This window comes from Serratia sp. BNK-33-b (assembly GCF_048684565.1).
Taxonomy (GTDB): Bacteria; Pseudomonadota; Gammaproteobacteria; order Enterobacterales; family Enterobacteriaceae; genus Serratia; species Serratia marcescens.
The window spans coordinates 2,645,852-2,657,872 of record NZ_JBLQTZ010000001.1 but is presented as its reverse complement, the minus strand read 5'-3'; the positions used below and the strand labels follow the sequence as shown (position 1 = coordinate 2,657,872).

The 12,021-nt window shown below is 60.8% G+C and carries 10 protein-coding genes and 1 other RNA gene; 1 reads left to right on the top strand and 10 read right to left on the bottom strand.

Annotation, left to right across the window (positions count from 1 at the left end):
- Window positions 1-22: 22 nt before the first annotated feature.
- The 9 genes from ACMGGK_RS12620 to ppsR form a co-directional block, all read right to left on the bottom strand.
- On the bottom strand, window positions 23-808 hold the full coding sequence (locus tag ACMGGK_RS12620; RefSeq protein WP_420276937.1) for a heme ABC transporter ATP-binding protein: 786 nt from the start codon (window positions 806-808) through the stop codon (window positions 23-25).
- The gene (locus tag ACMGGK_RS12615) at window positions 801-1,805 is read right to left on the bottom strand and encodes a FecCD family ABC transporter permease (protein WP_016927948.1); all 1,005 of its coding nucleotides are present in this window, start codon (window positions 1,803-1,805) and stop codon (window positions 801-803) included. The genes ACMGGK_RS12620 and ACMGGK_RS12615 overlap by 8 nt, the downstream gene beginning before the upstream one ends.
- Window positions 1,805-2,635, bottom strand: a complete 831-nt coding sequence (locus tag ACMGGK_RS12610) for a heme/hemin ABC transporter substrate-binding protein (protein ID WP_049300238.1) — start codon at window positions 2,633-2,635, stop codon at window positions 1,805-1,807. The genes ACMGGK_RS12615 and ACMGGK_RS12610 overlap by 1 nt, the downstream gene beginning before the upstream one ends.
- Complete coding sequence (locus ACMGGK_RS12605) at window positions 2,632-3,669, bottom strand: hemin-degrading factor (RefSeq protein WP_420276936.1); 1,038 nt, start codon at window positions 3,667-3,669, stop codon at window positions 2,632-2,634. The genes ACMGGK_RS12610 and ACMGGK_RS12605 overlap by 4 nt, the downstream gene beginning before the upstream one ends.
- A gap of 66 nt (window positions 3,670-3,735) precedes the next feature.
- A complete protein-coding gene (locus ACMGGK_RS12600) occupies window positions 3,736-5,808 on the bottom strand; it encodes a TonB-dependent hemoglobin/transferrin/lactoferrin family receptor (RefSeq protein WP_016927945.1) in 2,073 nt (690 codons plus the stop codon).
- 94 nt (window positions 5,809-5,902) lie between these two features.
- On the bottom strand, window positions 5,903-6,085 hold the full coding sequence (gene hemP / locus ACMGGK_RS12595) for a hemin uptake protein HemP (RefSeq protein WP_016927944.1): 183 nt from the start codon (window positions 6,083-6,085) through the stop codon (window positions 5,903-5,905).
- A gap of 171 nt (window positions 6,086-6,256) precedes the next feature.
- A complete protein-coding gene (locus tag ACMGGK_RS12590; RefSeq protein ID WP_015377714.1) occupies window positions 6,257-6,742 on the bottom strand; it encodes a glutathione peroxidase in 486 nt (161 codons plus the stop codon).
- 105 nt (window positions 6,743-6,847) lie between these two features.
- On the bottom strand, window positions 6,848-7,894 hold the full coding sequence (locus ACMGGK_RS12585) for a 3-deoxy-7-phosphoheptulonate synthase (protein WP_193842732.1): 1,047 nt from the start codon (window positions 7,892-7,894) through the stop codon (window positions 6,848-6,850).
- Between the two features lie 196 nt (window positions 7,895-8,090).
- Complete coding sequence (gene ppsR / locus ACMGGK_RS12580; RefSeq protein WP_161544659.1) at window positions 8,091-8,951, bottom strand: pyruvate, water dikinase regulatory protein; 861 nt, start codon at window positions 8,949-8,951, stop codon at window positions 8,091-8,093.
- 460 nt (window positions 8,952-9,411) lie between these two features.
- Here ppsR and ppsA point away from each other — a divergent pair, with 460 nt between their 5' ends.
- Window positions 9,412-11,790, top strand: a complete 2,379-nt coding sequence (gene ppsA, locus ACMGGK_RS12575) for a phosphoenolpyruvate synthase (RefSeq protein WP_028128172.1) — start codon at window positions 9,412-9,414, stop codon at window positions 11,788-11,790.
- Between the two features lie 109 nt (window positions 11,791-11,899).
- Here ppsA and rprA read toward each other — a convergent pair.
- Window positions 11,900-12,011: antisense sRNA RprA (gene rprA / locus ACMGGK_RS12570), an RNA gene on the bottom strand.
- Between the last annotated feature and the right edge of the window lie 10 nt (window positions 12,012-12,021).

Here is a 12,021-nt window from a genome sequence, read left to right as displayed (position 1 = left end):
GCGCCTCATGGCGCCCTTGATGTTATTGACGTAGATAGACCTGCGGCAGCGACGCTTCGGGATGATGCACCACGCCGAGATCGGCCTGATACCAGCGGGTGAGAATGTCGGCCTGCAGCACTTCCTGCGGCGTGCCGCTCGCCACCAGGCGGCCCTGATGCAACAGCAGGATCCGATCGGCGTACAGCGCGGCCAGATTGAGATCGTGCAGCACGCAGCAGACGCCCAGCGGCTGTTGGCGCGTCAGCGAGCGCAGCAGGCGCAGGGTGTGCTGCTGGTGATACAGGTCCAGCGCCGAGGTCGGCTCGTCGAGGAACAGCCAGGCGGGGGACGGTTGCGGCTGCCACAGCTGCGCCAACACCCGCGCCAGCTGCACCCGTTGTTGTTCGCCGCCGGAAAGCTGACGGTAGTCGCGCTGCGCCAGCGCCAGACAGTCGGTTTGTTCCATCACCTGTTGGAGCGCCTGATGCTCGTCGCGTTTGCCGTGCGGCGTTCGCCCCATGCTGACCACTTCTTCCACGCTGAAGGGAAACGCCAGATCGCTGTACTGGCGCATCACGGCCCGGACTTTGGCCAACTGCTGCGGCGCCCAGTGTTCCAGCGGGCGGTCGAGCAGCCGGCATTCGCCGCAGTCCGGCGTCAGATAGCCGGTCAGCAAGCGCAACAGCGTCGATTTTCCGGCGCCGTTAGGGCCGATAATCGCCACCATCTCACCGCTGGCGAGGCTGAGTGAAACGTCGTTGATCAGGCGGCGCGTACCGAGGCTGTAGCGCAGCTCTCGGGCCGTCAGGCAGGCGGCGTTATCCACCGGTTCGCTCCCGCTGGCGCATCACCAGCCACAAGAAGTAAGGACCGCCGATCAGGCTGGTCATCAACCCCACCGGCATTTCGGCCGGCGCCACCAGCGTGCGCGCCAGCGTATCGCTGACCAGCAACAGGCAGGCGCCGCCCAGCGCGGAGCAGGGCAGCAGCCAGCGGTGATCGCCGCCGAGACGCATGCGCACCAGATGGGGCACCACCAGACCGACGAAACCGATCACGCCGCTCATCGCCACCGCCGCACCGATCAGCAGCGCGCTCAGCAACAGCAGCTGCAGCTTGGCGCGCTGGACGTTCACCCCGAGATAGTGGGCCTCTTCATCCCCCAACTGCAACAGGTTCAGCCGGCGCGCCTGCAGCAGCGTCAGCAGCGCCGTAGGCAGGATCAGCGAGGCCGAAACCGCCAGCGTCGGCCACTGCGACTGGCTGAGGCTGCCCATCATCCACAGCGAGAACTGGCGCAGCTGTTGATCGCTGCTGACGTAAGAGAGCACGCCGATGGCCGCCATGCACAGGGCGTTGATGGCGATGCCCGCCAGCAGCAGCCGCGACAGATTGCCGTGCCCGCTGCGGCTGATGCCGTAGATCAACAACGATACCAGCAGGCTGCCGAGGAACGCCGCCAGCATATGGCCGTACAGCGCGATCGTCACCGGCAACGCCAGCGGCATCACGATGAACAGGGCGACAAACAGCGCGCCGCCGCTGCTGATGCCCAGCAGGCTCGGATCCGCCAGCGGGTTGCGGAACAGCCCCTGCATCACCGCGCCGGACACCGCCAATGCGCAGCCGATCACTACCGCCAGCAGCACGCGCGGCAGACGGATGTTCAGCCAGATGTGCCAGGCGGCGTCGCTGAAGGGTTCGCGCCACAGGGTGCGAAACGACAGCGTCAGCGCGCCCAGGTTGGCGGCGACCAGCGCCAGCAGCGTCAGCAGCACCAGCAGACCGATGATGGCCAACTGAGGCGAGGTGCGACAGCGCATTACTTTTGCTCCGCCGCGTGGCGCAGCTTGGCCAGCGCCGCCGGCGTTTCCAGACCGAAACCCAGCAGCGCCATGTCATCGACGATCAGTACGCGACGCTGCTTGCCCGCCGGCGTCAACGCCAGGCCCGGCAGCGTCCACAGCTGCTGTTCGCCGCCGAGGGTGCGCACGCCGTCGGTGGTGACCAGCAACAGATCCGGCGCGCTGGCGATGACGCCTTCCTGCGACAGCGGACGGTAGCGGTCAAAGCCCTGCATGGCGTTTTTCAGTCCGGCGGCGGCGATCACCGCGTCGGCGGCGGTGTGTTGCCCGGCGGCCATCGGCGTAATGCCGCCGTGGCTCATCACAAACAGCACCTTGACCGGCAGCGGAGAGGTGTCGACCGCTGCCAGCTGCTGTTGATAGCGCTCGCTCAGCTGTTTGCCTTGCTCAACGCGTTGCAGCGCGGCGGCGATCGTAGCGATTTTCTGCGGCACCGCCTGCAGGGTGGTGTCACCCGGCACGCTGACCACTTTGACGCCGCTGTCCGCCAGCTGTTTGAGCACCAGCGCCGGTTGCGCCAGCTCGGTCGTCAGCACCAGCGTCGGTTTGAGCGCCAAAATGCCTTCGGCATTCAGCTGGCGCATGTAGCCGACGTCCGGCAGCGTTTTCACCGCCGCCGGGTGCAAGCTGGTGCTGTCACGGGCGATCACGTCGTCGCCGGCGCCGAGCGCGAAGGCGATTTCCGTCACGTCGCCGCCGATCGAGACGATGCGCGGCGCCGCCGCCGCGGTGAGCGGCAGCGCCAGCGTCATCATCAGCGCCAGGCGGCGGATCAAGGAAGATTTCATGCGGCGATGTCCTTGGCGGCGAGCGCGGCAACCTGCTCGCGCCACTGGGTTTGTTCCGGCTGGCCTTCGGTGCGTTGGCCATACAGCTGCGCGATCTGCGTGCCGTCGGCGGCGAACAGCTCCAGGCTGGTGACGATGCCGTCCTTGGTCGGTTTGCGGGTGATCCAGCTTTCGGCGATGGCGTCTTCGATCAGGTGCAGCGTGAAGCGGCGATTGAACACGTTGATCCAACCTTCCTGCGGCATCAAACGTTCGATCTGGCCGGTGAAGATCTGCACGCAGCCGCGGTTGCCGACGAATATCATGATCTCGTTTTGCTGCTGCTGCGCTGCTTCCAGCAGCTGCGACAGCGCGCTGTTGTCCACCTGATAGGCCAGATCGTCGCCGACGGCGCGGAACGCCTGCTGGCGCGTGAGTTTATTGCGGCTCAGCAGCTGGAAGAACTGGTGAACGTCGGTCATCGTGCGCCATTCAGCGTCGATTTTGGCATGATCTTGCGTTGTTTCATCAACGGTGTTCGCCTCGACGGGCTGCAGCGTCAGCGCCGGGTTTTCTTCGCTCAGATGGCGTTCCACCAGCGCCATCCAGGCCGGCAGATCGGTTTCCTCGGTGGTGTAGACCTTGTGCAGCGCATCGCCCTGTTGGTCGAAGAACTGGATGCTGTGGCGCACGCCGCGTTTGTTGGTTTCGCTCATGGCGAAAACGCTGGTCCAGTGGTTGAGGAACAGACGCAGATCCAGCTCGCGCGGGTTGAGGATCAGCCCGGCGTGGCCGTTAAGGTGCTGGTTGCGGTAGCGGCCCATCTGCTCATGCACCGCATAGCTGTTGCGGGTGATGGACTTGGTGACGCCGACCTGCTCAAGCTCGGTCAGCAGGGTGCGCGCGTCGGCCTGCAGGCGGCGGGCGTCGTGGCCGACGCGGGCGTGCGTCAGCTCCGCTTCGCTGACGCCAAGGATCGCCGCCAGATCGCGGGCGTATTTGCCGGGGTGATCGATTTTAGCCTGTTGGTAGCGTTCGTATAGGGTGTTGCTCATGCCGGATTCTCCTGCGCTGTAATGCGAACGGCGGACAATCGGGTTGTCCGCCAGATAGTCAAATGATTACCACTGGTAGCTGACCAGCAGTTTGGCGTTGCGGCCATCCTGCGGGATGCCCTGCGGCGAGTAATATTCTTTGTCGAAGGCGTTACCCAACACCACGGTGGTGGTCATGCCCTGCAGACGGTCGCGTCCCTTGTAGCTCAGATAGAAGTCGTTGACGCCATAACCGGCTTGTTCGGCCGTGCCTGTCTCCACGCGCGTCGCGCGTTCGGCGAAGGTGGCGACCCAGCCGGCAGACAGACCGGTTTCGCCCAGCGGCACGTCCAGCGAGCTGGTGACGGTGTCCGGATTGATGCTGCTTAACCAGTCACCGGTCGCTTCATTTTTGCCACGGGTGCGGTTGTAAGCCAAATCCCAGCCGAACCAGGGGGTTTTATAGCTGAGCGTAGCGTCCCATCCCCAGATTTTGGCGCGATCGACATTGGTCGAGAAGGTGGTGCAACTGATGCAGTAAGGGCCGCGCGGACCGCGTCCCAGTTCCATCGTGACATCGGTGGTGATGTAGTCCTTGGCTTTGGTATCGAAATAGCTGGCTTTGAACTGCAGGCTATCATCGGCCAGCATCAAATCATCGAAACGCAGACCAAACCCGTACTCTTGGGTCTCGTTGGTTTCCGGCTTCAAATTCGGGTTAGGTACCCAATAGTTGGTGATGGTGGTTGGTCCCATTGGAATTGAGAAGTGCTTGGAGTCGTTGTACATCTCACCCATCGTTGGCGCGCGGAACGCCTGAGAATAGGAGCCGAACAGCATCAGCCAGTCGGTAGGCGTAATGCTGACTGCGCCGCGTGAGGACCATTTGTTCGCATCCACATCGGCATAGCCGTCGCTTGAGCCCTTGTAATTGTCATAGCGGGTGCCGGCGAGCAGGGTGACGGGCAGATCGCGCAGCGTGATTTCGTCCTGCAGCCAGCCTGAAGCGAAGTTGATTTTTGCGTGCGGGAAACTTTCGGTAGCGCCGCCCGGCGTTTGCTCCTGTTTGTAGGCCTCGGTGCCATAGGTCAGCAGATGTGAAGCGAAAGTATCCGCAAACAGGCGCGTGCGGTTTTCGAGTTTGGCGCCTTTCGTGGTTTGTTTACGCGCTTCATCCTCGCTGCCATTGGCGTGAGCGTTAATTTTCACGTCTGAATAATACACTTTCGCTTCCGCATCCAGCCAATCCTGGCCGATCGGCTTCAGTTTGTAACTCAATGCCGCATCGCGTTGAATCGTCGAACGATCGGTCATTAAGTTTCCACTGGAGCTGGCTGGGGTTTGCGGGTTTTTCGGCTCCTGGGCGCTGTTGTTGTAGTAGCGCAGGTTGCCGCTTAGCGACTGGCTATCGTCGATCTTCCAGGTGCCTTTAGCCAGCACGTTGCTGATGGTTTCGTCGTTAGGCGCATCGAAGCCGTTGCCCTGACGAAGATCGCCGACGTCGCGGGTGCCGAACGACAGCAGGCCGTCGAGGTTATCGGTCTTGCCGTAGGCGCTGGCGCCCATGCCCAGGCTGTGGTCGCCGGTGCCGGCGGTGCCGTAGACGCGGAACCCGCTATCCTGGCCCGGCAGCAGCAGATCGGCGGCATCGACAGTCTCATAAGACACTACGCCACCCAACGCGCCGCTGCCGTACAGCAACGCGGAGGGGCCGCGCACGATTTCAATGCGTTTCACTAACGCAGGATCCAAAAAAGTGCCGTTAATATGGCCGGTATCGGTCCCCTGGCGGATGCCGTCAACTAACGTCAGCACGCCACGTCGGTCGTAACCGCGCATCATGAGATCCTGCCCATTGCTGCGCCCGGAACCCGTGACGGTAATGCCCGGCACGCGGCGCAGCATATCGGCGGCGGTGCCTGCAGTTTGACTTTCCGGCGAGTTGCCTTCGATGACCGTGACCATCATCGGCGCTTCAAAGCTGCTGCGTTGGTTGCCGGTGGCGACCACGGTCATGGTCTCGTCGGCGTTTTTGGCCGCTGCCGCGTTGGAAGAAGTTGTTGTGCTGGTGTTTTGTGCCAAGGCCACCGTAGGCAGAGCGCAGGCAATCGCCAGACTCAACGCGGAAAAACGCAGCCGGGTGGAAAATGTCAGAGGCATGGTGCAACTCTCCGTATGTAATAAAACATATCAATAGATTTGCTGGCTGCCTGGATCAAACGATCGGGGTGGCTGGCGTTTGAGGGTTCTGTGGTTATTTGGTCAGGATCAATTTCCCGGCTTTGGTCTGCCGCAGCTGATAGCGCTGGCCCTGATGGGTAATGAACGCGATGCCGTCGGCGCCGAGCAGCTGTGCGCTGTCGTAGCTGGGCGGCGCGTTTGCGCTGTGCTCGGTCGGGGCCGCGGCGGCGGGGGTTGGCGTGTTGGCAGTATCCATCATCATTGTGCTTATAAAACAGGTTATTAAATGGTAATTAATATCAAACTGAGAATCATTATCATGTGAAGGAAAGGTTACATCAAGGAAAATTTTCTTACCGATGGAACCTTTTTGTCGAACGGACATCCGGCGGCGGGCCGAGCGCACTCGGCCCGTAAAAAAGGGGCGTTATTTCAGCAGGGTTTCGATGCGGTCAAACAGGCGTTCGGGCTTGGTGATCGGCGCAAAGCGCGTCACGCGCTGGCCGTCGGCGGTGAGCAGGAACTTGGTGAAATTCCATTTGATGCGGCGGCTGCCCAGAATGCCGGGCGCCAGGCGTTTCAGCTCATTGAACAGCGGGTGGGCGCCGGGGCCGTTAACGTCGATCTTGCTGAACAGCGGGAAACTGACGCCGTAGTTGAGGCTGCAAAAATTGGCGATCTCCAGCGGACTGCCCGGCTCCTGAGAACCAAACTGGTTGCAGGGGAAGCCGAGCACCATCAGGCCGCGCTCGCGATAGTATCGCCACAAATTTTCCAGCCCGCGGTATTGCGGGGTGAAGCCGCACTTGCTGGCGGTGTTGACCACCAGGTAAGCGCGCGCCGGGAAATCGCCCAGCGTTTTTTGCTCGCCCTGCAGCGTGACGCAGGGAATGGATAACAGAGAGTGAATCATGCCGGGGCTCCCAGTGCGTTTCGGCGGGTGCTAAAGCGTTGCAATCAGTATAGATGAGCGGGACAGAAGGGAGAAAGCCGGGGCGAGGCCCCGGTCTATGTTGCGTCAGAAACGGCTATCGACCGCATCCGCCAGCATCGCCAGCAACTGTTCGCTGTCGGACCAGCTCAGGCAAGGATCGGTGATCGACTGACCATAGGTCAACGGTTGGCCGGCGACGATCTTCTGCGTGCCTTCCACCAGGAAGCTTTCCGCCATCACGCCGGTGATGGCGGCAGAGCCGGCGCGGATCTGCTGGCAGACGTTGTCGGCCACTTCCAACTGGCGGCGGTGCATTTTCTGGCAGTTGCCGTGGCTGAAGTCGATCACCAGGTGCTCCGGCAGATCGAATTCACGCAGGCTGTCACAGGCGGCGGCGATATCGCTGGCGTGGTAGTTCGGCGTTTTGCCGCCGCGCATGATGATGTGGCCGTACGGGTTGCCGCTGGTCTGGTAGATGGTCATCTGGCCATGTTTGTCCGGCGACAGGAACATGTGCCCGGCGCGCGCCGCGCGAATGGCGTCGATGGCGATGCGGGTGTTGCCGTCGGTGCCGTTTTTGAAGCCGACCGGGCAGGAGAGCGCCGAGGCCATTTCACGGTGGATCTGGCTTTCGGTGGTGCGTGCGCCGATGGCGCCCCAGCTGATCAGATCGGCGATGTATTGGCCGACGACCATGTCCAGGAATTCGGTGGCGGTCGGCAGGCCGAGCTGGTTCACTTCCAGCAGCAGGCGGCGTGCCATTTCGATGCCGCGGTTGACCTGGAAGGTACCGTCCAGCGCCGGATCGGAGATCAGGCCTTTCCAGCCGACGACGGTGCGCGGTTTTTCGAAATAGGTGCGCATTACGATCTCCAGGCGATCCTGGTAGCGCTCGCGCAGGGCGTTCAGCCGGCCGGCGTAATCGACGGCGGCGTCGAGATCGTGGATCGAGCAGGGGCCGATCACCACCAGCAGGCGGCGGTCTTCACCGGTGAGGATTTTTTCAATGCGTTTACGGGACGATGTCACGTTATCGGCGATGGCCGCCGAGATCGGCAGCTTGTCCGCCAACGCTTGCGGCGTGACGAGGCTGTCGATGCGCGCGGTCCGCAGTTCATCTGTTTTGTGCATGTTGTTCCCTGGAAACTGTTCTTCTCTGCGGCAGGAGTGCCGGGAAGTGATGGCGATCACAATAACGCAAAAAGCGCTGAATTCAACCGTAGAGATTGTGTTCTGTTGATCAAAGCCGCGAAAAAAAGCACAAAAAAATCAGCTGCTGCTGAAATAAACGGCAGGCGGCGGGGCACGGGGCCCCGCGAGGGAAAGATCAGAACATGCGGCGGCTCATGCCAAGGATGTCGAGGATTTTGGTGGAGATCTCTTCGACCGAATAGTTGGTGGTATTGAGGTAGCGGATCTGATTTTTGCGGAACAGCGCCTCGACCTCGGCGAGCTCCATGCGGCACTGGCGCAGTGAGGCGTAACGGCTGTTTTCGCGCCGTTCTTCGCGGATCGCCGCCAGGCGTTCCGGATCGATGGTCAGGCCGAATAATTTATGCTGAAACGGTTTCAGCGAGGCCGGCAGGTGCAAATTGTCCATATCGTCGGCGATAAACGGATAGTTGGCGGCGCGGATGCCGAACTGCATCGCCAGATAAAGGCTGGTGGGGGTTTTGCCGCAGCGCGACACGCCGAGCAGGATCACCTGCGCCTGATCGAGATTGCGCAGCGAAATGCCGTCGTCATGCGCCAGGGTATAGTCGATGGCGGCAATGCGCGCGTCGTACTTGCCGAGGTTGCTGGCGGTCAGACCGTGGGTGCGGTTCGGCACCGGCGTTGGCTCCACGTCCAGCTCACCCTGCAGCGGGCCGACCAGCGCCTGCACGATATCCTGACAGAAGCCTTGGCTTTGCACGATCACATCGCGCACTTCCGGCGAGATGATGGAGTAAAACACCAGCGGCCGCACACCGGTTTCATTATAGATATCATCGATTTGTTGGCGAACTGCGCGTGCGCGCGCCTCGGTTTCGACAAACGGCAAGGTGTAAGTGGTCGCCGTGACCGGGAACTGCGACAGCACCGCGTGCCCCAGCACTTCGGCGGTGATCGCCGTACCATCCGAAATATAAAAAACGCTTCTTTCCACCCGAGGCTCCTTACCTGAAAACGGTGTTCCTGCTGTCATCACTGCCAATATCATGAGCCGCAGACGATCCGCGGGTAAAGGGGCGAGGGAAAAAATTGTGACGGCGGGGCGGTAAAGCGTCTTGCGGCGGCGCGCGAAAAAAAAGCGCGCGTTGGCGGCGATAGAAATCGCGGCGCAGCGACGCTTTTCGAGCCGAAACGTAAATTTGCCGCTATTTTCACCAAAAACGATAGCGTTTGCGTGGTCATTAAAACAGAATTTTAAAAAGAGCGTAATTTGTTGAGAACTAAGCTTTTCGTGCGATTGGGAACGGTTCCCAGGCAAATCAGCCGGTTAGGACATTCTCTTAAAAACCACTTTCTTCAGTGGGTTGATCGATTCACCTTTCCATTTTCCCCGGATCAGTGTGCTAGTCTGATTCGGCTCCGTGTTAGCGGCGCCGTAAAGCAAGCGAATTAAATCCGTCTTTACCCTACTGATAGCAATAAGGATTGTCTCGATGTCCAACAATGGCCCAGACTTGCGTAATGTGCTTTGGTACAACCAGCTTGGCATGCACGACGTTGACCGTGTCGGCGGCAAAAATGCCTCCCTCGGTGAAATGATCACCAATCTTTCCGATTTGGGCGTGGCCGTGCCTAACGGTTTTGCCACCACCGCACAGGCGTTTAACGATTTCCTCGAACAAAGCGGTGTTAACCAGCGCATCTATCAGCTACTGGATCAGACCGACGTTGACGACGTTGCCCAACTGGCCAAGGCCGGCGCCCAGATCCGCCAATGGGTGATCGACACGCCGTTCCACGCCGAGTTCGAGCGTGAAATTCATCAGGCTTACCAACAGCTCGCCGACGGCGAACCGGAAGCTTCCTTTGCGGTGCGCTCCTCCGCCACGGCGGAAGACATGCCGGACGCCTCCTTCGCCGGCCAGCAGGAAACCTTCCTCAACGTGCAGGGCATCGACGCCGTAATGGTGGCGATCAAGCACGTGTTCGCGTCACTGTTCAACGACCGCGCCATCTCTTATCGCGTGCACCAGGGCTACGATCACCGCGGCGTGGCGCTGTCGGCCGGTGTACAGCGCATGGTGCGCTCGGATCTGGCCTCCTCGGGCGTCATGTTTACTATCGACACCGAGTCCGGCTTTGATCAGGTGGTATTCATCACCTCCGCTTTCGGCTTGGGTGAAATGGTGGTGCAGGGCGCGGTGAACCCGGATGAGTTCTACGTGCACAAACCGACGCTGCAAAACGGCAAGCCGGCGATCGTGCGCCGCAACCTGGGTTCGAAAAAGATCCGCATGGTATACGCGCCGTCGCAGGATCACGGCAAGCAGGTGCGCATTGAAGACGTGCCGGAAGCGCAGCGCAGCCGTTTCTCGTTGACGGATGACGAAGTGCAGGCGTTGGCGCAGCAGGCGATCCTGATCGAAAAACATTACGGCCGCCCGATGGATATCGAGTGGGCGAAAGACGGCCATACCGGCAAGCTGCTGATCGTGCAGGCGCGCCCGGAGACCGTACGCTCCAACGAACAAACCATGGAGCGCTACCAGCTGAACGGCACCAGTCCGGTGTTGGTGGAAGGCCGCGCCATCGGTCACCGCATCGGCGCCGGTCCGGTGAAAGTGATCCACGACATCAGCGAAATGGATCGCATCCAGCCGGGCGACGTGCTGGTCACCGACATGACCGACCCAGACTGGGAACCGATCATGAAGAAAGCCGCCGCGATCGTCACCAACCGCGGCGGGCGCACCTGTCACGCGGCGATCATCGCCCGTGAGCTGGGCATCCCGGCGGTGGTGGGCTGCGGCCACGCCACCGACGTGCTGAAAGACGGCCAGAAAGTCACCGTATCCTGTGCGGAAGGCGACACCGGCTTCGTTTACAGCGACATGCTGGATTTCAGCGTGCAGAGCTCCGAAGTGACCGAGCTGCCGGATCTGCCGCTGAAGATCATGATGAACGTCGGCAACCCGGATCGCGCTTTCGACTTTGCGCGTTTGCCGAATGAAGGCGTGGGCCTGGCGCGGCTGGAATTTATCATCAACCGCATGATTGGCGTGCACCCGCGCGCGCTGCTGGAGTTCGATCAGCAGACGCCGGCGCTGCAAAACGAAATTCGCGCGTTGATGCAGGGTTACGACCACCCGGTCGAGTTCTACGTTGGCCGCCTGACAGAAGGGATCGCGACGCTGGGCGCCGCCTTCTGGCCGAAGCGTGTGATCGTGCGGCTGTCCGACTTCAAATCCAACGAGTACGCCAACCTGGTGGGCGGCGATAAGTATGAACCGCACGAAGAGAACCCGATGCTGGGCTTCCGCGGCGCCGGCCGTTACGTGGCCGACAGCTTCCGCGATTGCTTCGCGCTGGAGTGCGAGGCGGTGAAACGCGTGCGTAACGACATGGGGCTGACCAACGTCGAAATCATGGTGCCGTTCGTGCGCACCGTGGCGCAGGCGGAAGCGGTGGTGGCCGAGTTGGCGCGTCAGGGGCTGAAACGCGGCGAAAACGGGCTGAAAGTGATCATGATGTGCGAGATCCCGTCCAATGCGCTGTTGGCGGATCAGTTCCTCGAGCACTTCGACGGCTTCTCCATCGGCTCCAACGACATGACTCAGCTGGCGCTGGGGCTGGATCGCGATTCCGGCGTGGTGTCGGAACTGTTCGACGAGCGCAACGAGGCGGTGAAAGCGCTGCTGTCGATGGCGATTCAGGCGGCCAAGCGCCACGGCAAATACGTCGGCATCTGCGGCCAGGGTCCGTCTGACCATGAAGACTTCGCTGAGTGGCTGATGGAGCAGGGCATCGACAGCCTGTCGCTCAACCCGGACACTGTGGTGCAGACCTGGATCAATTTGTCGAAAAAGAAATAATGTCTCGGCCTCGCTGAGGCATTAACGTCAGGCCGCAGTTAACGCTGCGGCCTTTTTATTTCTGAATGTAAATAACGGCGCGTAAAATAATCAATTCGACGAAAAAAGAATAAAAAAAAGCCCACCGTAGGAGATGGGCAAAGACTACACACAGCAATTCACATGTATGGCATTACATTGTTCAGAAAGGTTGCTTTAAAATCAGTGATTTGAAGCAATAGATGGCCATAA